The following is a 19,726-nucleotide window of genomic DNA, read 5'->3' on the forward strand; positions in this document are numbered from 1 at the left end:
CAGGACGGGCACTCCCGGAGCGTCGGTGACCTCGCGGGTGCTGGCCGTGCTCGGCGCGTTCGACGCGGCCCACCCGGCGTTGACGCTCAGCGACATCGCCAGGCGCAGCGGGCTGCCGCTGGCCACCACGCACCGGCTGGTCGCCGAACTGGTGACCGGCCGGGCGTTGGCCCGCGCCGCCGACGGCAGGTACACCATCGGCGTACGGCTGTGGGAGGCCGGGCTGCTCTCGCCACTGCACACCCGGCTGCGCGAGGTGGCTCTGCCCTACCTCCAGGAGCTGTACACAGCAGTGCGGGAGAACGTGCACCTCGCCGTCCGCGACGGCGACGAGGCGCTGTACGTGGAGAAGGTCACCGGGCACCGGTCGGTGCCGACCGTCTCCCGGGCCGGTGGGCGGCTGCCACTGCACGCCACGGGTGTCGGCAAGGCGCTGCTGGCGTACGCTCCGCCGGAGGTCGTCGCCGCGCACCTGCGCCGGCCGTTGCGCCGCTGCACCGCGTACACGGTGACCGAGCCCGGCCGGCTGGCCCGCGAGCTGGCCACGGTACGCGAGCGCGGCTGGGCGCGGACCCACGAGGAGATGACCCTCGGTTCCTGCTCGGTCGCCGTGCCGGTGCGCGACGCCGACGGAGCCGTGCTGGCCGCGATCGGGGTGGTCGGGCACAGCCTCGGTACCGCGCCGCAACGGCTGGTGCCGGCGCTGCTGACCGCCGCCGAACGGATCGCCGCCCGGCTCGCCGACACCGCACAGGTTCCGGCCACCACCTCGCTGCGCTCCAGCGCCTGACGCTGCGGCCCGGCCGCCACCGGACAGCACCGACCGACGCCGCCGTCGCCGTCCTGGACAACCGCCCCGCAGACGCGGGCTTCCACTGAGTGGAAACCGGCAGCGGCGGCGCGGGGCCGCAGCGGGCAGGCTGAGAGCCGGGTGACAATGTCGCCCCCACCACCGTCGGCGGCGAGGAGGCACTGATGCGTACCCAGGTCGGCATCATCGGAGCGGGACCTGCCGGTCTCATGCTGTCGCACCTGCTGCACCGGCACGGGATCGACTCGGTGGTGATCGAGAGCCGCAGCCGCGAGTACGTGGAGCACCGGTTGCGTGCGGGCGTGCTCGAACAGGGCTCGGTCGACCTGCTGCGCGACACCGGCCTGGGGGCTCGCCTGGACCGGGAGGGGCTGCGGCACGAGGGCATCGAGCTGCGCTTCGACGGCGAGTCGCACCGGGTGCCGATGACCGAGCTGACCGGCCGGGCGATCACCGTGTACGGGCAGCAGGAGGTGGTCAAGGACATGATCGCCGCCCGGCTGGCGGCCGGCGGGACGATCCTGTTCGAGGCACCTGCCGAACGGCTGTCCGGCCTGGACAGCGCCCCGGTGATCCACTTCCGGCACCAGGGGCGGGACGAGGAACTGCACTGCGACTTCGTGGTCGGCTGCGACGGCTACCACGGGATCAGCCGACCGACAGTGCCCGACGGGGTGCTGACCACCTACGAGCGCACCTACCCGTTCGCCTGGCTGGGCGTCCTCGCCGCGGCCCCACCCGCGGTGGAGGAGCTGATCTACGCCCACCACGAGCGCGGCTTCGCCCTCTACAGCATGCGCTCGCCGCAGATCTCCCGGCTGTACCTCCAGGTCCCGGCCGACGAGGACATCGCCGACTGGCCGGACGAGCGGATCTGGGTCGAGCTGCGTACCCGGCTGGAGACGGTGCCGAACTGGACGCTCAACGAGGGTCCGGTGCTGGAAAAGTCGATCACACCGCTACGCAGTCTGGTGGTCGAGCCGATGCAGTGGCAGCGGCTGTACCTGGCCGGCGACGCGGTGCACATCGTCCCGCCGACGGGCGCCAAGGGCATGAACCTGGCGCTCGCGGACGTCGCGCTGCTCGGTGACGCCTTCGCCTCCTGGTACGCCGACGGCAGCACCGACCTGCTGGACGGCTACTCGCGTACCGCGCTGCGCCGGGTCTGGCGGGCGCAGCAATTCTCCTGGTGGATGACCTCGATGCTGCACCGGCTCAACGCCGACGACCCGTACGAGGCGAAGCTCCAGTCGGCGACCCTGCGCTACGTCACCACCTCCCCGGCGTACGCGACGAGCCTGGCGGAGAACTACGTGGGTCTACCCGAGGTGTGAGCGCGGGAGGTAGCGGACGTCAGCGCGAGACGTCCGCTTTACGCGCGAGGATGAGCCGGAACCGTGGGCTGCCATCGCGATGCTGACCCAGCCCGTTAAGGGCAGTGTCGGTCGCGGTGAAGCCGACAGCCGTCAGGTCGTCGCGGAGCGCGGACGGCGCGGTGGTGTGGTAGTACATCACGAACGGCGGGCGCCACACGGCGTTACGGACCCGCATGGTCAGGTCGAACCCGCGGGTGACCCAGTGCGAGACCGAGGTACGCGGCGACGGCGTACCGATCGGAATGGCGAACAGCCCACCCGGCCGCAAGGCTCGGTACACCCCGGCGAAGAGCGCGGGCCGTTCCGCAGGCAGGAAATGCCCGAGCGCACCGGCGCTGACCGCGAGATCGAACCCCTCGGTGAACGGCAGGGCCCGGGCGTCGGCGCGCACCCAGGTCGCCTCCGGGTAAGCGCGGCGTGCCTGCGCGAGCATCCCGGCGCTGAAGTCCACGCCCGTGATCCGTTCCCGACACAAAGACCTGAGGACCTGCATTCCCGCGCCGGTACCGCAACAGACATCCAGCCCCCGGTCGAACGACCCGACGTCGGACAGCGCCTGAGTGGTCGCGCCGAGAACACTGTCGGGCGTCCGAAAGGGCGTGTGGTCGAACTTGGGCGCCAGCAGGTCATAGCCGCGCTCGACCGAGGAGAGCGCCTGGACGCACAGCTCCCGTAGCGACGGTCCGTGTGGCGAGAACACCGACCGAGGGTACCGTCCCGGACCGCCGCACCCGGCCGACGGCGGGGCGTTCCGATCGTGCCAGGCATGGCGCGCGGCGGCGTTACGGGGTACAAACATCTCGGCGAGAGAGCGCTCTCACAGCGTCGTGGGCTCTCCCGCCGTCGTGGTCTCCCACGTCGTCGGAGCGGACACCACGCCGCGCCCGACCGGAAGGACTAACCTATGCCGACCCCACCACCACACCGGCGACTCGGCCGGGCCCTGGCCTTCGGGCTGGCGCTCACCACCGCCGCCGTCGCCACGAACACGCCGGTCAGCGCGGGCCCGCCCCGGCCGGCCAGCCCCAGCTTCGGGCCCAACGTCACGATCTTCGACCCCAGCATGCCGGTCAGCCAGATCCAGGCGACCCTCGACGCGGCACACGCCGCGCAGGTTGACAACGAGATGGGCACCACCCGGCACGCCTACCTGTTCCGGCCCGGCCACTACGGCACCGCCGAACAGCCCCTCCAGATCAAGGTGGGCTACTACACCGAGATCTCCGGCCTGGGCTCCTCCCCCACCGACGTGGTCATCAACGGCAAGGTCGAGGCGTACAACCGCTGCCTCACCGAGGGCGGCACCGCCAACTGCATCGCGCTCGTCAACTTCTGGCGCACGCTGAGCAACCTGTCGCTCCGGATCAACGCCGCCGGCCAGGACGACTGCCGCGCCACTGCCAACTTCTGGGCGGTGTCCCAGGCCGTGTCGATGCGCCGGCTCGACATCAGCGGCGGTGGCCTGTCCCTGATGGACTACTGCACGAACGGGCCGCAGTACGCAAGCGGCGGCTTCATCGCCGACTCCCGGCTGCCGGCCACCACAAACGGCTCCCAGCAGCAGTGGCTGACCCGCAACAGCGAGGTCGAGAGCTGGTCCAACGCCGTGTGGAACCAGGTCTTCGCCGGGGTGGTCGGGGCACCCGACGACGCCGGGTTCCCCGACCCGCCGTACACCACGCTCGACACCACCCCGCTGAGCCGGGAGAAGCCGTACCTCTTCGTCGACGCCAAGGGGAAGTACCAGGTCCGGGTACCCGCCGTGCGCCGCGACACGCGCGGCATCACCTGGGGTACCGGGACCACGCCGGGGCGGAGCATCCCGATCAGCGACTTCTTCGTCGCCAAGCCGACCGACCCGGTGCAGGTCATCAACCGTGAACTCGCCCGGGGCAGGCATCTGCTGCTCACCCCCGGGGTGTACGACGTGGCCCGCAGCATCGAGGTCCGCCGGCCCGACACGATCGTGCTCGGCATCGGGCACGCCACGCTCACCGCGGTGAACGGCGCGGTACCCCTCACCGTCGCCGGGGTGCCCGGCGTGGTCGTCGCCGGGGTCACCGTCGACGCGGGGCTGAAGGAGTCGCCGGTGCTACTGCGGGTCGGCCAGCGAAAGGGCCGTAACCACAGCACCCCGCGCAACCCGATCACGCTGTCCGACGTGTACTTCCGGGTCGGCGGTCCGCACATCGGCAGGACGGACACCGCGCTGGAGGTCAACAGCGACCACGTCCTGATCGACCACACCTGGGTGTGGCGGGGCGACCACGGTGTCGAGGGCTTCACCGAGGGCGTCAACGGCGACACCGATCGCTGGCGTACCAACACCGGCCGCTACGGCGTGATCGTCAACGGCGATCACGTCACCGCCACCGGCCTGTTCGTCGAGCACTTCCAGCGGTACAACACGGTGTGGAACGGTGAGCACGGCACCACGATCCTCTACCAGAACGAACTGCCGTACGACCCGCCCACCCAGGCGGACTGGCACAACGGCAAGGTCAACGGGTGGGCCGGCTACAAGGTCGGCGACCGGGTCCGCCACCACACCCTGCACGGTGGCGGGGTGTACGTGTTCAACCAGAACAACCCCTCGATCCGCACCGAGAACGGCTTCGAGGTGCCGGTACGCCCCGGCGTCCGGCTGCACCACATCATGACCGTCAACCTCAGCGCCGGCACCATCGACCACGTGGTCAACGGCGTGGGCGAGGCGGCCGACATGGACCGGGTCGGCGCTCCGGTCTATCTGAAGCAGTACCCGTAGCACCGCAGGCGGGGGTCGGCGGCTCGCCGGTCCCCGCCGACGCGGTTCAGTCCACCACCGGGCTGCGGCGCTCCAGCAGGACGACGTCGCGCCAGCGGCCGTGGTGGCGGCCCATCCGCTCACGGGTGCCGACGACCCGGAACCCGGCCCTGCTGTGCAGGGCGAGGCTTGCGGTGTTCTCCGGGAACACGGCAGCCTGGATCGTCCAGATGCCCGCCGCGTCGGTCGAGGCGATCAGCGCGTCGAGCAGCAGCCGCGCCACCCCCCGGCCCCGGGCTGCCGGGTCGACGTAGACGGAGTGTTCCACCACCCCGGCGTAGACCTCCCGGTAGGAGGTCGGCGTCACTGCGATCCAGCCGATCAACGTGCCGTCCCCATCGACCGCCACCAGCCGGTGCGCCGGCAACCGACCGGCGTCGAACGCGGCCCAGGACGGCGCGACGGCATCGAAGCTGGCGTTTCCGCCATCCAACCCGGCCTGGTAGATCGCCAGGACCCGGTCGGCGTCGTCGACAGTCATCGGGCGCAGCCGCACCTCGGCCATCGGCGGCTCGGTTCGGATCATTGGCGAATCGTAGGCGACCGCCTCGGATCGCCTCGTACCCGAACCGGATCCGCGCCGGTCGCCGCCGAGTCCGGTGAGCGTTCCGGGCCTGGCTGACGTCCGTCGTTGGTCCAGGTGGTGCCGGGCGAGCGCCTAGCTTCCGGTCCCCCGCCGGTACCGCTCGCCGGGGCAGCCCAGTCGACGCGAGCGGATCCGCCGGGCCGGGCGCACCGGGCCGGCGGGTGGGCCCGGCACTGGCGAGTCGCGCTCCCCCTCGGCCACCTCGACGATCGTGTCGAAGGTGACGGTGAAGCGCTGCCGCAGCGACGGCGGTAGGGGTGCCCGGCTGACGCAGCGCCGCAGCCGGGGCAGCGCAGCCCGGCCCCGAGCCGCGTCGAGCAGGGCCGCGTACATCGCCGACGTGCCGTGGAAGACGGTGACCTCCTCACGGAGCATGAGATCCAGCGCCACCGGGCCGGTGAAGCGGCTCAGCAGCACCAGGGTCGCCCCCGCCCGGAAGGTGCCGGTCAGCGCGACGGCCTGACCGAACCGGCCGCCCAGCGGCAGACAGCCGAGGACCACGTCGGTGCCCTCCGGCTCGGCGACCGGGTCGACGTCGGGGTCCGTGGCGGTGCCGCCGGGTGGGGTGTCACAGAGATCCTCCAGCCGGGGTACGCCGGACGGACCCCGGGTCGGGCCGACCGTGAGCAGCGGTACGCCGACCCGGGCGCTGACCCGCCGCCCGGCGGCCAGCTGCGAGGTGTGGCAGACCAGCAGCCGCGCGTCGCGGGCCAGGTGCACGGCCTGCGGGGCGACCGGCACACCGACAGGTACGGCGACCGCACCGGCGGCGAGGGCGCCGTAGTAGACCCGGGGAAAATCGACCACGTTCGGCGCGAGCAGGGCCACCGCGTCGCCGTCGCGCACCCCGGCGGCCCGTAGCCCGGCGCCGTAGCAGCGGGCCTCCAACCACAGTTCGGCGTACGTGACCCGGACCCGGCCGTCGACGACGGCGACGGTGTCGGCGTGCCGGTGGGCGGACCCGGCCAGCACTGTCGCCGGGGACAGCGCGGTCATCGGGCCGGGCCCGCGTACAGCCGGCTCACCGTCTCGGCCACGCAGACCGGCTTGCCGCCGCCGTCACCGTCCACCGTCACCGTGGCGACCAGTTGCGCTCCGCCGTCGAACGGGCTCACCTGGTCGATCGTGGCGACCACCCGCACCGAGCTGCCGACGCGTACCGGCGCGGGGAAACGGACCCGGTTGAGGCCGTAGTTGACCCCCATCCGCACCCCGTCCACCCGGTACAGGCGGCCGACCAGCGCGGGCAGCAGGGCGAGCGTCAGGTAGCCGTGTGCGATGGTGCCGCCGTACGGCCCGGCCGCCGCCCGTTCCTGGTCGAGGTGGATCCACTGGTGGTCGTCGGTGGCGTCGGCGAACGTGTCGACCCGGCGCTGATCGATGGGGAACCAGGGGCCGGGGCCGAGTCGCTCGCCGACCGCGCCGGCCAGCTCGTCGAGGCTGGCGAAGCTTCTCATCCCAGATGCCCTCCGAGCTTCGTGTAACCGCGTAGCAGGTCGCGGGAGATGATCAGTCGCTGCATCTCGTCGGTGCCCTCGAAGATCCGGTACAGCCGCACCTGCCGGTACCAGCGTTCGATCGGCAGCTCACGGGTGTAGCCCATCCCGCCGTGGATCTGCATGACCCGGTCGACCACCCGGTTGACCATGCCGGCACCGTAGAGCTTCGCCATCGAGGAGGCGTGCCTCGGGTCCAGACCGGCGTCGACGGTCCACGCGGCCCGCAGGATGAGCCAGCGGGCCGCCTCCAGCTCGGTCTCCGAGTCGGCGATCATCCACTGGATGGCCTGGTTGGTGCCGATCTTCGACCCGAAGGTCTCCCGGGTGTTGGCGTGGTCGATGGCCATCCGCAGCGCGCGTTCGGCGATGCCGACGGCGTGCGAGGGGATCGTGTAGCGACCCTTGCCGATCCACTGCATGGCGAGGGCGAAGCCCTGCCCGACCTCGCCGAGGATGTTGCGGTGCGGCACCCGTACGTCGTCGAAGATCAGCGAGGCGGGCCCGCCCTCGCCCATCGTCGGGATGAACTCCGACCGCCAGCCCATCGCCCGGTCCACCAGGAACGCTGTCGCCCCACCGTCGCGGGCGCCCCGCGCCGGGTCAGTGACCGCGATGACGATGGCGAAGTCGGCCTCGTTGCCGCCGGTGATGAAGGTCTTCTCGCCGTTGAGGATCCAGTCGTCGCCGTCCCGGCGGGCGCTGAACCGGATGTTCGCCGCGTCCGAGCCGGCACCCGGCTCGGTGATGGCGAAGCAGGAGTTTCGCTCCCCCTCGATGGTGGGCAGCAGGAACTCCTTGCGCTGCTCGTCGGTGGCGTGGAAGAGAATGTTGTCAGCCTCGCCACCGAAGCGGAACGGCACGAAGCTGCGGCCGATCTCGGTCCAGATCAGCGACTGGACGACGGCGGGCAGGTCCATGCCGCCGTACTCCTGCGGCGTGGCCAACCCCCAGAAGCCGAACTTTCGGGCCTTGAGCTGCAACTCACGCAGCTCGGAGGGTTCCAGGCCGGGTTGGTGGGCCCGTTCGCGGCGCAGCAGTTCCTGCTCCAGCGGCATGACCTCCCGGGTGATGAAGTCACGAGCGGTGTCGCGGATGGCCCGCTCCTCGTCGGACAGCCCGAAATCCATGTGCGCACGGTTCCTCTCGCGGTTCAGAAGGCGTTGACGCCGGTGAGCGCCCGCCCGATGAGTAGCTGCTGAATCTGGCTGGTGCCCTCGTACAGGGTGGCGACGCGGGCGTCGCGCAGGTACTTGCCGACCGGGTACTCGTCGATGTAGCCGTACCCGCCGTACACCTGGATGGCGTCGTTGGCGGCGCGGACGGCGGCCTCGCTGGCGAACAGCTTGGCCATCGACGCCTCGGTGGCGAACGGCTCGCCACGGTCGATCAGGTCGGCGACCCGCCAGACCAGCAGCCGCGCGGCGGCGGTGTCGACGGCGATGCCGGCGAGCAGTTGCTGCACGAGCTGGTGTCCGGCGATCGGCTTGCCGAACTGCGTGCGTGTCCCGGCGTAGCCGACGGCGGCGTCCAGGCAGCCCTGGGCGATGCCGACGCAGCCGGCGGCGACCGACATCCGGCCCTTGGCGAGGGTGGCCAGCGCCAGCTTGAAGCCGGCGCCCTCCGCACCGAGCCGGGCGGTGTCGGGCACCCGGACGGCGTCGAGGACGAGTTCGGCGGTGGCCTGTCCGCGTAGGCCCAGCTTGCCCTTGATCTCCGACCGGCTGAGGCCCGGGCTGTCGGTCGGCACCAGGAACGCGGTGATCCCCCGGTGGCCCGGGCCGCCGGTGCGGGCGAAGAGCAACGCGACGTCTGCGGTGGTGCCGTTGGTGATGAACGTCTTGCGGCCGGTGAGCAGCCAGTCGTCGCCGTCGCGGACCGCCCGGGTGGCGAGCGCCGCCGCGTCCGAGCCGCTGTCCGGCTCGGTGAGGGCGAAGCAGCCCAGGGCGGTACCGGAGCAGAGTGCGGGCAGCCACCGCTCGCGCTGCTCCGGCGTGCCGTGGGTGGCGATGGACTTGGCGACCAGGCCGAGGGAGACCGACACGATGCCGCGGACCGCGGAGTCGCCCCGACCGAGTTCCTCAAGCACCAGGCAGTACGCGAGGTGGTCGCCGCCGGATCCGCCGTACTCCTCGGCGATGGTGAGGCCGAGGAAGCCGACCTCGCCGAGCTTGCCGACGATGCCGGGGTCGACCGCCTCGCGCCGGTCCCAGGCCGCCGCGTGCGGCACCACCTCGCGGTTGACGAAGTCGGCGGCGAGCGAGCGGACCGCTACCTGCTCGGCGGAGAGGTGAAGGTCCATGCCAGTAAACTAGCGCTGCAAGTTTTATGCTGTCCAGACCCCGGTGTGGCAAAGTTCCCCGCGAGCCATCCACCTGAAGGAGGACACCCATGCCCCGGCCGCGACAGGCCCTGCTCAGCAGGGAGCGGATCGTCGAGGCCGCCGCCGCGTTGATCGACGCCGAGGGGCTCGACGCGTTCTCCACCCGCCGGCTCGCCGCCGCTCTCGGCGTACGCGGACCGTCGCTGTACAACCACTTCGCCACCAAGGACGAGATCCTCGACGCGGTCGCGGACAGCATCACCGGCCAGGTCGACGTGTCGTACTTCGGCGAGGTCGACTGGCCCGAGGCGCTGCGCCGTTGGGGTCACTCCTACCGGGCCGCCCTCGCCGCCCACCCGAACATCGTGCCGCACCTGGCCCAGGGCCCGGGTCGACGCCCGGCTGCCCTGGCCATGGCCGACGCCGTCTACGGCGGGCTGGTCACGGCCGGTTGGCCACCCGCCCGGGCGACGCACATCGGCGCGCTCATGCGCTACTTCGTGATGGGTTCCGCGCTCAGTTCCTTCGCCCAGGGCTTCGTGAAGGATCCGGGGCTCTACGCGGAGCAGTACCCGCACCTGAGCCAGGCACACCGCCTCGCCGAACACCAGCAACAGGTCGACGAGGGCGCCTTCGCGCTGGGACTGGAGGCGCTCATCGACGGGCTGTCGCACACCTACGAACGCGTCGTCGGCCCGCTGCCACCCCTCCCGCCAGCCGGCCCGGCGTACTAGAGTCCAAACTTGCACCGCTAGTTTTAGTCGAGGTGAGGAGCCCATGGAATCCGTACGGACCGACTTCTACCTCGACGGACGCTGGGTGCGCGCGGCCGGCGGACAGCCGTTGGAGGTGCACAACCCGACGACCGAGGAGGTCATCGGCACCGTCCCGGCCGGCACGGCCGAGGACGTCGACCGGGCCGTGGCCGCCGCCCGGGCCGCCTTCGAAAGCTGGTCGACCACCGATCCCGCCGACCGGGCCGCCCACCTCGACCGGCTGCACGCCGCCCTGACCGACCGCGTCAAGGACATCGCGCACACCGTCGCCAGTGAACTCGGCACCCCGCTGAAGGTCGCCACCCGCGTCCAGGCCGGGCTGCCGCTCACCGTCCTGCGCAGCTACGTCGACCTGGCCGCGCACCCGCCCGCGCCGCAGACCGTGGGCAACTCCCTCGTGGTACGCGAGCCCGTGGGCGTGGTCGGCGCGATCACCCCGTGGAACTATCCGCTGCACCAGATCGTCGCCAAGCTCGCACCCGCCCTCGCCGCCGGCTGCACACTCGTGCTCAAGCCGAGCGAACTGACCCCGCTGACCGCGTACCTGCTCTTCGACGCCATCCACGAAGCCGGCCTGCCCCCCGGCGTGGTCAACCTGGTCACCGGCACCGGACCGGTGGTCGGCGAGGCCCTCGCCGGACACCCCGACGTGGACCTGGTCTCCTTCACCGGCTCCACCGCCACCGGCCGGCGGATCACGCACCTGGCCGCCGACCGGATCGCCCGGGTGTCGCTCGAGTTGGGCGGCAAGTCGGCGAACGTGATCCTCGACGACGCCGACCTGGCCGGCGCGGTGAAGGTGGGCGTCGGCAACGCGTTCCTCAACTCGGGCCAGACCTGCACCGCGTGGACCCGGATGCTGGTGCACCGGGACCGCTACGACGAGGCCCTCGACCTGGCCGGCAAGGCCACCGACGGCTACCGGCTCGGTGACCCGTTCGACCCGGTCACCCGCCTCGGTCCACTGGTCTCCGCCCAGCAGCGGGACCGGGTACGCGACCACATCGCCCGGGGCCTGGCCGACGGCGGCCGGCTCGTCGCCGGCGGACCCGACGCACCCGTGCCGCAGCAGGGCTGGTTCGTCGCCCCGACGGTCATCGCCGACGTCGACCCCGACAGCGCCCTCGCCCAGGAGGAGATCTTCGGGCCGGTCCTCGCGGTCATCCCGGTCGACGACGACGACCACGCGGTGCGGGTCGCCAACAACTCCCGCTACGGCCTGGCCGGCGCGGTCTGGTCCGGCGACGAGGAACGGGCACTGCGAGTCGCGCGACGGTTGCGCACCGGTGCCGTCGACATCAACGGCGCGCCGTTCAACCCGCTCGCCCCGTTCGGCGGCTACAAGCAGTCCGGGCTCGGCCGCGAGCTGGGCGTGCACGGGCTTGAGGAGTTCTGCGAAGTGAAGGCGATCCAGCGGTGAAGGGCCTGGTGGTTCGCGGCGTCGGCACGCCACCCCGGGTCGAGCCTGTCGACCCGCCCGCCACCGGCCCCGGCCAGGTACGGGTGGCGGTCAAAGCGGCAGGCGTCTGCCACTCCGACCTGTCCATGGTCGACGGCACCATCGCCGCGCCGTACCCGCTGCTGCTCGGCCACGAGGCCGCGGGCGTGGTCGCCGAGGTCGGCGACGGCGTCGGCCGGGTAGCGGTCGGTGACCACGTGGTGCTCAACTGGGCACCCCCGTGCCGCGACTGCTGGTACTGCGGGCACGGCGAGCCGTGGCTCTGCGAACGCTCCGGTAAGCCGGCCGCCGCCCTCGGGCACACGATCGACGGCGCGCCCCTGCACGTCACCCTCGGCCTCGGGGCACTTGCCGAACAGGTGGTGGTCCCGCAGCAGGCCGTGGTGACCGTACCTGCGGAACTGCCCTTCCCCACCGCCGCGCTGCTCGGCTGCGCGGTGCTCACCGGCGTCGGCGCGATCCGCCGTACCGCCGCTGTCCGGCCCGGCGACTCGGTAGCCGTCATCGGCCTCGGCGGCGTCGGCCTCTCCGCCGTCGCCGCCGCCCGCGCGGCGGGCGCCGCCACCGTCATCGCGGTCGACGTCGCACCCGCAAAGGCCGAGCTGGCGTACGCGGCCGGCGCCACCGACTTCCTGCTCGCCGACGACACCCTCAGCCGCGCGGTACGGTCGCTCACCGGTGGACGTGGCGTCGACCACGCGGTCGAATGCGTCGGACGGGCCGCCACCATCCGCACCGCCTGGCGGGCGACCCGGCGGGGCGGGCAGGTCATCGTGGTCGGCATGGGCGGCAAGGACGACATGGTCGCCCTCAGCGCCCTGGAGATCTTCCACTCGGCCCGTACGCTGCGCTCCTCGGTGTACGGCTCCTCAGACCCGGACCGGGACGTGCCCGAGCTGGCCCGCGCGGTGCTCGACGGCACCCTCGACCTCGACTTCCTGGTCACCGACCGGATCACCCTCGACGAGGCACCGGAGGCGCTGGCCCGGATGGCCCGGGGCGAAGGCGCCCGCACAGTGGTCCTGTTCGACTGACGCGGCCCCCGCCCTCCGTTACCACCTCCCCCACCCACTTTGACGGTCCCTACCTGCTGATTTGGCCGTGCTGGCAGTTCACTGACACCGCGTGCTAAATTCTTGGCCATGGTGCCAAATCCTGAACACGACGGCCAATCCCGCTCCTTCATCGAGGAGGCGCGGCGAGCCCAGATCGTGAACGCCGCTGTCGAGACCATCGCGGAGGTCGGCTACCACCGTGCGTCGATGGGCAGGATCGGCAATCGTGCCGGGATCAGCCGCGGACTGATCTCCTACCACTTCGCGGGGAAGTCCGAACTGATCGCCCAGGTCGTCACCACCGTCTACACCGATGCCGCGGCATTCATGGCACCGATGATCGACGCTGAGACCACTCCTGCCCGCCAACTGCGCGCCTACGTCAGCTCGAACCTGGAGTACATGCGCGCCCACCCGGCCCGGATGATCGCCCTCGTCGAGATCCTCACCAGCGGTGGCCTGGCTGACCTGCCCGACGCCGACCCGGCCGAATTCGACAGGCAACTGCTGTTGCCGCTTGAGCAACTGTTCGCGGCGGGTCAGGAGTGCGGCGAATTCCGGGACTTCGACGTCACCGTGATGGCCCGGATCGTGCGCGGCGTGATCGACGCCGTACCCACCGCGCTGTCCCGCGATCCCGGCCTCGACATCGACAGGTACCTGCGGGAGATCACCACCGCTCTCGACCACGCCACCCGGCCGGTCCCGTCCACCATGGAGCAGACATGAGCCCCCTTGACGGCAAAGTCGCACTCGTCACCGGCGGAGCCGGCGGAATCGGTGCGGCCATCGCCCGCCGCTTCGCCTCTGGGGGCGCCCGGGTCGTCATCGCCGACGTCGATCCGGCCGGGGAGACGGTCGCCCGGGAGGTTGCCGGCGCCTTCGTCCGTACCGACGTCGCCCGGCTGGCCGACAACATCGCCGCCGTCCGGACCGCGACCGAGCACTTCGGCAGCCTCGATGTCGCCGTGCTGAACGCCGGAATCGGTGAACACGGCGGGTTCGTCGATGATTTCCGGCCCGAGCACTACCGCGACCTGGTATCGGTAAATCTCGACGGGGTGGTCTACGGGCTGCACGCCGCCCTGGAGGTCTTCATCAGGCAGGGTTCCGGGGCGATCCTGGCCACCTCCAGCCTGGCCGGCTTGACCGAGAGCCCGATCAACCCGCTCTACGCGGCCACCAAGCACGCCGTGATCGGGTTGGTCCGCTCCGTCGCGCCGACCGTGGCCGACCGGGGCGTCACCGTCAACGCGCTGTGCCCCACCTTCATCGACACCCCGATCCTGGGCGAGGCGACCCCGTTCGTCAGGGACCTGGGAGTGGCGGTCCTTTCGCCCGAGCGGGTCGCCGACGTCGCCGAACTGGTGCTGGCACGCGGCGGGACCGGACAGGCGTGGCCGGTCGTGCCGCACGGCGAGCCGGCCCCCTTCGCTTTTCCCGACATCCCGTCGATCATGTCCGACCCGAACCGACAGGTCGTCCCGGAGGCCACCTCATGACCATCATCGCCCGCGCGCGCGATCTCACCCGCCGCTACCACGACACCATCGCGCTGGACGGCGTGTCCCTGGACATCCCGGCCGGGCAGGTACTCGGACTGCTGGGCCCCAACGGTGCCGGCAAGTCCACACTGATCAACGTGATGACCGGCCTGCTGCGGCCCGATTCCGGAAGTGTCGAACTGTGCGGCGGCGACCCGCGCAGCGAGTCGACCCGCCGCGTGATCGGCGTGACGCCGCAGGAGACCGGGCTTCCGGAGACCTGGCGGGTGGCCGAACTCGTGGACTTCGTTTCGGCGCACTTCCCCGATCCGGTGGACCGGGCCGAACTCCTTGACCGCTTCGACCTCACTCCGCTGGCCGACCGGCAGGCCGGCGGCCTGTCCGGCGGACAGCAGCGGCGGGTCGCGGTCGCACTGGCCTTCGCCGGGCGGCCCCGGCTGGTGTTCCTGGACGAGCCCACCACCGGTCTCGACGTGGACGCCCGGCGGGCACTGTGGAACGGCATCCGTGCCTTCCACGCCGACGGCGGAGCCGTCCTGCTGACCAGCCATTACATCGAAGAGGTGGAGGCGCTTGCCGACCGGGTCGTGGTGATGAACCACGGCCGGATCATCGCCGACGGCGGTGTCGCCGAGATTCGCGGCCGGGTCCGGCTCAAGCGGGTCACCCTGACCGACCCGGTGCTGCCCACGCTGAGCGGGGTCGCCTCGATCGAACGAGACGCCGACCGCACCCATCTGTTGACGAACGACGCCACCGCGCTGGTCCGGGAGCTGGTGACCTCAGGCGCGTCGTTCACCGACATCGAAATCGAATCCGCCTCGCTGGAGGACGCCTTCCTGGCGATCACCGGCGACCGGCGGACCAGCTGACCTGAAAGGTCGATCCATGTCCTCCTTGACCATGACCTACACCCGACGGAACCTCGCTGAGACCATCCGGACGCCCACGATGTTTCTGACCGTGGCACTGGTCCCGGTCGGAGTCATGGTGTTCTTCGTCGTACCGTTCATCGGGCAGGACCCGGTGGCGATCACCTCGGCCAGCGCGACCCTTGTGGTGTTCGGGGTGCTCATGGCCTGCGTCGGCCACTTCAGCGTCGCTATCGCCGCGCAACGGGAATCGACCTGGGGGCACTATCTGCGCACCCTGCCCGGCGGGATCGCGCCGCAGATGTTCGGCCACCTGCTGGTCGGCCTGACTGTCGTCGCCGCGGCGATCATCCCGATCCTGCTGGTGACCGGACTGTTCACCGCCGCCTCGGCTCCGCCGCCACGGGTGCTGCTGGCGGCGGGTGCACTGCTGGTCGCGGTGGTGACCTTCACCCTACTGGGGCTGGCGATGGGCTATCTGATGTCGATGCGGGTGGCCGCCATCGCCAACAGCATCGGCTTCCTGCCACTTGCGGTGGCCGGCGGGATGTTCTTCGACGAGGCGGGAACGCCCCAGATCATCGAGCAGATCGCACCCTTCGTACCCACCCGGGGCGCGACCGACCTGGTGCTTGTCGCGCTCACCGGGGAGTCGGTCGGGGCGCTGTCACTTGTGATGCTCGCACTGTGGATCACGATCTTCGCCGGCCTCACCATCTGGGGCCATCGCCGCGATCAGGTCCGCCGGTTCAGCTGAGGCCGCGCCGTCACCGGTCAGCCCACCCCGAGGGAAACTGCGAGCTGCGTGAGGAAGGCCCTTCTCGGGCGACCTCGAGATGCTCCGTCAGTACGTGACGCGAGCCCATCACCCATCGCCACGAAGATGTCCGCCGGCCAGCTTGGCTGTAAGGAGTGCTGTACGGTCAGTGCACTTCGCCCAGTAAGGTGACGGCCATGCCGCGCTACCTGAAGGTCGTCTACTTCCTAATCCTGCTTTCCCTCGTGGTATTGGGCTTCGCCTGGGACGCGTCCGTCGGTCTCAAGGTCCTGGTTGGTGCGGTGGCGGTAATCCCTGTTGTGGTGGCTGATTTCGTCATCAGGCACCGGCGGAGCGGGTCACCCAACGCATAGCCCGAGATGCACGGCGGCTGTCCCAGCTCCGGTCATCGCGCTCCCCAGCGCGCCGCCATCCCGTCGGCCGGCGACCCCACACCTCGATGGAGCAGCCCGTTCGGCAACTCCATCCTGGACTCGTCTGGGCCCGTCGGAGGCACAAGCCTCGCCCCGTTACCTTTTTGATCGTCCCCAGCCGGGGACTCCTCGGTCGCCCGGCCCGGTATGACTTACTGCCCCTGTCGTACGGATGATCCGGGGGTGTTGTCGCCGGTCGGGTGGCGTCGGCGGACCGCTGATAGGGACCCGGCCGCCCCGCCTGGGGTTGGTCTCTTCGTAACGTGGATGCCGGCAGTCCGACGCCTAGACGCGGCGGCCGAGGCCACCGCAGGGGAGGAGACGAGGGGTGCGCGACGGGTTCGGCGTCTTCGTGGGACTCGACGTCGGCAAAGAGGGACACCACGCGGTCGCGCTGAGCTGCGAGGGTAAGCGGCTGCATGACGCCACGTTGCCTAACACCGAGGCGGGACTGCGCAAGCTGTTCGACAAACTCGCCCGGCACGGCCTGATCCTGGTGGTGGTCGACCAGCCCGCCTCGATCGGCGCGCTGCCCGTGGCCGTCGCCCGCGCGTGTGGGCATCAGGTGGCCTACCTGCCGGGTCTGGTCATGCGTCGGCTGGCCGACCTGCATCCCGGCACGGCCAAGACCGATGCCCGAGACGCCTATGTGATCGCGGATGCCGCCCGGACCCTGCCGCACACGCTGCGCCGGGTCGACACCGGCGACGAGGCCCTGGCCGAGCTGGAAGTCCTGGTCGGCTTCGACGACGACCTCGCCGGTGAGGTCACCCGCGTGACCAACCGGATTCGTGGGCTGCTCACCCAGATCCACCCGCCGCTGGAGCGGGTCCTCGGCCCGAACGTGCAGCACAAGGCAGTCCTGGAGTTGCTGTCGAGGTGCGGCGGACCGGCCGGGCTGCGCAAGGCCGGCCGAGCGAAACTCCTCGACATCGTCAAGGCCCGCGCACCACGGATGGGTGCTCGCCTGGTCGAGCAGATCCTCGCCGCGCTCGCCGCGCAGACCGTGATCGTGCCTGGCACCACAGCTGCCGAGACCGTCCTGCCCCGCCTGGCCGACAGCCTGCGTGACCTGCTGCGCCAGCGTGACCAACTCGCCGGCCAAGTCGAGGAGATGCTTGATGCACACCCTCTTGCCGGGGTCCTGACCTCGATGCCCGGCATCGGCGTCAGGACCGCAGCCCGCATCCTGCTCGAAGTCGGCGACGGCACCGCCTTCCCCACCTCCGGCCACCTCGCCGCATACGCCGGCCTGGCCCCGGTCACCCGACGATCCGGCACCAGCATCCGCGGCGAGCACCCACCGAAGAGCGGCAACAAGCAACTCAAACGCGCGTTCTTCCTGTCCGCGTTCGCCGCTCTGGCCGACCCGGCCAGCCGCACCTACTACGACCGCAAACGAACAGAAGGCAAGAAGCACAACGCCGCCCTCATCTGTCTGGCACGACGCCGTGTTGACGTCCTCCACGCCATGCTGCGCACCAAGACCCCCTACCAGCCGAAACCGGCGAACGAACCCCGCCTCGCGGCTTGACAAAACCCATAGGGACACCCCCCCGCTCGGCTGCCTAAATCTGCTCGCCCCGGCTCTCCCCTGGCTCGTCGCCATCACCCTGCATCCCCACCTCCGTCGGCAGAAGCGCGGCGGCAAGCCGGGGCCATCGCAGGTCCACAGCGACCCCGGATGTCACCGAACGCGACGACACAAGACTCGACAACTAGGCCACATTGGTGGCGACCTTAGCGTCGCCTACCGCACTGCCAAAGGCAAAGTTAAGACTCATCCTGTGCTGCTGGCTCACGGGCTGTGTGGCACGTGAGGCCTTAACCCGGCTGACAAGTACCCTGTCACCCGGTGATTGACGCTGCGAGTGACGGTAGGCGAAGCCGAGGAATGCCCCCATCCGCACGGTTGGATGGTCCGAGGGCTTCTGCTGCCTACCCCGGGTGGCCACCTTGCTGGAACAGGGCCTTTGGCGGCATCCTGGAGCCCGAAGGCTACAGGACATCAGGCACCTCCTCATGGTGCTCGGCCTCAACCGGGCGCTTGGCTGAGCCTGAGAGCAACTTCCCTGTTGTTGTCGTCTGCGTTTGCGGTGGCTGGACCGTTACGACCAGGCAGGTGCTGGCGTTGGTCCGTGCCGGTGCGGCTCGCCTGTTCGGTGTGCCGGTGGACAGCATCCGCATGGACGCCGGCTTTCCCGCGATCGCCCTAAGGGCGGCGGTCAGCGTCTAGAACGCTCGGTCGTACGGCGGCCGTCCAACGGGCAGACCTAGTCTGTGATTCGCATGCCGCGGCGGGTTGGGCCTGATTCAGCCGCGGTTGCATTCAACTGCTTTAATCGCCTCATGAGGATTGACCCGACGGTGACCGTTGGCATAATAGCAGCGACCACAGCACTAGTGGGGTACCTACTAAGCAACGCCGCAACCAGACGTGCCGAGAGAGCCCGTCGATACGCAGATGCACTAGAAGTGGTAGAGCACTACAGGCAACTTCCTTACATGTTCTTCCGGTTGCATGACGGCACCCCCGAGACCCGGGCCAACCTGGCAGCGATACTTGGCGACACACAGAAGTCGCTGTCCTTCTACCGCCGCTGGCTCACCCTGGAGTCCACCGAAATCGGTGCAGCGTACGACAAGCTGGTGGACAAGGTAAGGGAAAGAAACAGCGATTTCAGAAGGGATGCGCTGTCCAGACCCGCCCCCGCCGTGGATCTCGACATAGAAGCCGGATACATATATCTGTTCGATGACCGGGACGAACGACTTGCCTGCATCCGCCTCATGCGGAAAAACCTGAGCCTGCTCAGGAACCTGCTGTAGGCAAAGACACGAGCCACCGGCCACACCAGGGACAAGTCCAGGCCTGGAACGGGCCCACTAGGATGCTCGAGGTGTTGATCAGATTGGCCAGCAACAGGAAATCTGCCGAAGGCAGTGCAGCGCAGGTAGTCAACGTGGCCGTACAGTGATGCCGACTCGATAGTTGCCGTTCAGTCGCGCGAATTTCGTCCGGTCCTGGTCCGGGCTTTCGGCTCCACCGGTGCGGGTTGTCTCGATGCGGAAATTGCGCCTGCTGATTGATGTTGCCGAGCGCGGTCGACTGGGGTGGGCTGCCGACGCCCTGTCGACAAGCGAAGGGGCTGTCTATCTGCTCCTGCCGTTCGGCTACGAGGAAGAGCCGCTACCGTTCTGGAAATGCCGCATCATAGCCATCGATGGAGGGTTTTCGGCGGATCACGGCCGAAGTAGGAAAATTTCGTTAGGGCGACTGGATGTCCCACTGGAAACCCTTGGTCGACTTCCTGTTGCATCACGAAAAGTTGAGCGACAGTTGTTGCACTGGATGGCGTGGAAGGTGGCGGCGACTGAATGGAAGAAGGGCAACGAAGGCGGGTAGCGGCTTCAGCCCAGCGAGCAGGTCCACGTGCCAAAGGTGTGCACTGGCGGTTCACGGTCCGGGT

Annotated in this window: 20 protein-coding genes; 14 read left to right on the top strand and 6 right to left on the bottom strand. The window is 70.1% G+C overall.

Annotated elements, in window-relative coordinates; all coding sequences use genetic code 11:
* Positions 1 to 25 precede the first annotated feature (25 nt).
* Both CLT74_RS07815 and CLT74_RS07820 read left to right on the top strand, forming a co-directional pair.
* Positions 26 to 790, top strand: a complete 765-nt coding sequence (locus tag CLT74_RS07815; RefSeq protein WP_486582123.1) for an IclR family transcriptional regulator — start codon at positions 26 to 28, stop codon at positions 788 to 790.
* Positions 791 to 975: 185 nt separating this feature from the next.
* Complete coding sequence (locus CLT74_RS07820; RefSeq protein ID WP_099845943.1) at positions 976 to 2,145, top strand: 4-hydroxybenzoate 3-monooxygenase; 1,170 nt, start codon at positions 976 to 978, stop codon at positions 2,143 to 2,145.
* Between the two features lie 19 nt (positions 2,146 to 2,164).
* Here CLT74_RS07820 and CLT74_RS07825 read toward each other — a convergent pair whose 3' ends face one another.
* Positions 2,165 to 2,887 carry a class I SAM-dependent methyltransferase gene (locus CLT74_RS07825; protein WP_099845944.1) on the bottom strand — a complete coding sequence of 241 codons (723 nt, stop codon included), beginning with the start codon at positions 2,885 to 2,887 and terminating at the stop codon, positions 2,165 to 2,167.
* A gap of 204 nt (positions 2,888 to 3,091) precedes the next feature.
* Between CLT74_RS07825 and CLT74_RS07830 the strand changes: the two genes are divergently transcribed.
* The gene (locus tag CLT74_RS07830) at positions 3,092 to 4,954 is read left to right on the top strand and encodes an adenylyl cyclase (protein WP_099845945.1); all 1,863 of its coding nucleotides are present in this window, start codon (positions 3,092 to 3,094) and stop codon (positions 4,952 to 4,954) included.
* Positions 4,955 to 5,000: 46 nt separating this feature from the next.
* On the opposite strand, the gene CLT74_RS07835 is transcribed toward CLT74_RS07830, so the two are convergent.
* The 5 genes from CLT74_RS07835 to CLT74_RS07855 form a co-directional block, all read right to left on the bottom strand.
* Entirely contained in the window at positions 5,001 to 5,498 is a 498-nt protein-coding gene (locus CLT74_RS07835; protein WP_099851539.1) for a GNAT family N-acetyltransferase, read from the bottom strand.
* A gap of 153 nt (positions 5,499 to 5,651) precedes the next feature.
* The gene (locus tag CLT74_RS07840; protein ID WP_099845946.1) at positions 5,652 to 6,575 is read right to left on the bottom strand and encodes an AMP-binding protein; all 924 of its coding nucleotides are present in this window, start codon (positions 6,573 to 6,575) and stop codon (positions 5,652 to 5,654) included.
* Positions 6,572 to 7,036, bottom strand: coding sequence for a MaoC family dehydratase (locus tag CLT74_RS07845; protein ID WP_099845947.1), 465 nt, complete (start codon positions 7,034 to 7,036; stop codon positions 6,572 to 6,574). Before CLT74_RS07845 ends, CLT74_RS07840 begins: the two co-directional genes overlap by 4 nt.
* A complete protein-coding gene (locus CLT74_RS07850; RefSeq protein WP_099845948.1) occupies positions 7,033 to 8,205 on the bottom strand; it encodes an acyl-CoA dehydrogenase family protein in 1,173 nt (390 codons plus the stop codon). The genes CLT74_RS07845 and CLT74_RS07850 overlap by 4 nt, the downstream gene beginning before the upstream one ends.
* 23 nt (positions 8,206 to 8,228) lie before the next feature.
* On the bottom strand, positions 8,229 to 9,377 hold the full coding sequence (locus CLT74_RS07855) for an acyl-CoA dehydrogenase family protein (protein WP_099845949.1): 1,149 nt from the start codon (positions 9,375 to 9,377) through the stop codon (positions 8,229 to 8,231).
* A gap of 89 nt (positions 9,378 to 9,466) precedes the next feature.
* Between CLT74_RS07855 and CLT74_RS07860 the strand changes: the two genes are divergently transcribed.
* The 11 genes from CLT74_RS07860 to CLT74_RS30170 all read left to right on the top strand — a co-directional run bounded on the left by CLT74_RS07860 (position 9,467) and on the right by CLT74_RS30170 (position 19,662).
* Positions 9,467 to 10,132, top strand: a complete 666-nt coding sequence (locus CLT74_RS07860) for a TetR/AcrR family transcriptional regulator C-terminal domain-containing protein (protein WP_099845950.1) — start codon at positions 9,467 to 9,469, stop codon at positions 10,130 to 10,132.
* A gap of 43 nt (positions 10,133 to 10,175) precedes the next feature.
* Positions 10,176 to 11,594 carry an aldehyde dehydrogenase family protein gene (locus CLT74_RS07865; RefSeq protein WP_099845951.1) on the top strand — a complete coding sequence of 473 codons (1,419 nt, stop codon included), beginning with the start codon at positions 10,176 to 10,178 and terminating at the stop codon, positions 11,592 to 11,594.
* Positions 11,591 to 12,667 carry an alcohol dehydrogenase catalytic domain-containing protein gene (locus CLT74_RS07870; RefSeq protein WP_199172137.1) on the top strand — a complete coding sequence of 359 codons (1,077 nt, stop codon included), beginning with the start codon at positions 11,591 to 11,593 and terminating at the stop codon, positions 12,665 to 12,667. Before CLT74_RS07865 ends, CLT74_RS07870 begins: the two co-directional genes overlap by 4 nt.
* A 108-nt stretch (positions 12,668 to 12,775) precedes the next feature.
* Complete coding sequence (locus CLT74_RS07875) at positions 12,776 to 13,417, top strand: TetR family transcriptional regulator (protein WP_099845952.1); 642 nt, start codon at positions 12,776 to 12,778, stop codon at positions 13,415 to 13,417.
* On the top strand, positions 13,414 to 14,190 hold the full coding sequence (locus CLT74_RS07880; protein WP_099845953.1) for an SDR family oxidoreductase: 777 nt from the start codon (positions 13,414 to 13,416) through the stop codon (positions 14,188 to 14,190). The genes CLT74_RS07875 and CLT74_RS07880 overlap by 4 nt, the downstream gene beginning before the upstream one ends.
* A complete protein-coding gene (locus CLT74_RS07885; RefSeq protein WP_099845954.1) occupies positions 14,187 to 15,065 on the top strand; it encodes an ABC transporter ATP-binding protein in 879 nt (292 codons plus the stop codon). The genes CLT74_RS07880 and CLT74_RS07885 overlap by 4 nt, the downstream gene beginning before the upstream one ends.
* Positions 15,066 to 15,081: 16 nt before the next feature.
* Complete coding sequence (locus CLT74_RS07890; RefSeq protein WP_099845955.1) at positions 15,082 to 15,822, top strand: ABC transporter permease; 741 nt, start codon at positions 15,082 to 15,084, stop codon at positions 15,820 to 15,822.
* A gap of 197 nt (positions 15,823 to 16,019) precedes the next feature.
* Positions 16,020 to 16,196, top strand: coding sequence for a hypothetical protein (locus tag CLT74_RS30425; protein WP_158240226.1), 177 nt, complete (start codon positions 16,020 to 16,022; stop codon positions 16,194 to 16,196).
* A 388-nt stretch (positions 16,197 to 16,584) separates the two neighbouring features.
* Positions 16,585 to 17,790, top strand: coding sequence for an IS110 family RNA-guided transposase (locus CLT74_RS07900; protein WP_143697104.1), 1,206 nt, complete (start codon positions 16,585 to 16,587; stop codon positions 17,788 to 17,790).
* Positions 17,791 to 18,605: 815 nt separating this feature from the next.
* A complete protein-coding gene (locus tag CLT74_RS07905; RefSeq protein ID WP_143697106.1) occupies positions 18,606 to 19,085 on the top strand; it encodes a hypothetical protein in 480 nt (159 codons plus the stop codon).
* Positions 19,086 to 19,305: 220 nt separating this feature from the next.
* The gene (locus CLT74_RS30170) at positions 19,306 to 19,662 is read left to right on the top strand and encodes a hypothetical protein (protein ID WP_143697107.1); all 357 of its coding nucleotides are present in this window, start codon (positions 19,306 to 19,308) and stop codon (positions 19,660 to 19,662) included.
* The last annotated feature ends 64 nt before the right edge of the window (positions 19,663 to 19,726 follow it).

The sequence above is a fragment of the Verrucosispora sp. CNZ293 genome (genome assembly GCF_002754655.1).

Excerpts from the sequence above, each read along its gene's own strand:
- CLT74_RS07905 (WP_143697106.1), top strand. The coding sequence starts at position 18,606 with ATGAGGATTGACCCGACGGTGACCGTTGGCATAATAGCAGCGACCACA.
- CLT74_RS07885 (WP_099845954.1), top strand. The coding sequence starts at position 14,187 with ATGACCATCATCGCCCGCGCGCGCGATCTCACCCGCCGCTACCACGAC.
- CLT74_RS07820 (WP_099845943.1), top strand. The coding sequence starts at position 976 with ATGCGTACCCAGGTCGGCATCATCGGAGCGGGACCTGCCGGTCTCATG.
- CLT74_RS07860 (WP_099845950.1), top strand. The coding sequence starts at position 9,467 with ATGCCCCGGCCGCGACAGGCCCTGCTCAGCAGGGAGCGGATCGTCGAG.
- CLT74_RS30425 (WP_158240226.1), top strand. The coding sequence starts at position 16,020 with ATGCCGCGCTACCTGAAGGTCGTCTACTTCCTAATCCTGCTTTCCCTC.
- CLT74_RS07830 (WP_099845945.1), top strand. The coding sequence starts at position 3,092 with ATGCCGACCCCACCACCACACCGGCGACTCGGCCGGGCCCTGGCCTTC.
- CLT74_RS07835 (WP_099851539.1), bottom strand. The coding sequence starts at position 5,498 with ATGGCCGAGGTGCGGCTGCGCCCGATGACTGTCGACGACGCCGACCGG.
- CLT74_RS07840 (WP_099845946.1), bottom strand. The coding sequence starts at position 6,575 with ATGACCGCGCTGTCCCCGGCGACAGTGCTGGCCGGGTCCGCCCACCGG.
- CLT74_RS07875 (WP_099845952.1), top strand. The coding sequence starts at position 12,776 with ATGGTGCCAAATCCTGAACACGACGGCCAATCCCGCTCCTTCATCGAG.
- CLT74_RS07850 (WP_099845948.1), bottom strand. The coding sequence starts at position 8,205 with ATGGATTTCGGGCTGTCCGACGAGGAGCGGGCCATCCGCGACACCGCT.
- CLT74_RS07845 (WP_099845947.1), bottom strand. The coding sequence starts at position 7,036 with ATGAGAAGCTTCGCCAGCCTCGACGAGCTGGCCGGCGCGGTCGGCGAG.
- CLT74_RS07865 (WP_099845951.1), top strand. The coding sequence starts at position 10,176 with ATGGAATCCGTACGGACCGACTTCTACCTCGACGGACGCTGGGTGCGC.
- CLT74_RS07855 (WP_099845949.1), bottom strand. The coding sequence starts at position 9,377 with ATGGACCTTCACCTCTCCGCCGAGCAGGTAGCGGTCCGCTCGCTCGCC.
- CLT74_RS07890 (WP_099845955.1), top strand. The coding sequence starts at position 15,082 with ATGTCCTCCTTGACCATGACCTACACCCGACGGAACCTCGCTGAGACC.
- CLT74_RS07880 (WP_099845953.1), top strand. The coding sequence starts at position 13,414 with ATGAGCCCCCTTGACGGCAAAGTCGCACTCGTCACCGGCGGAGCCGGC.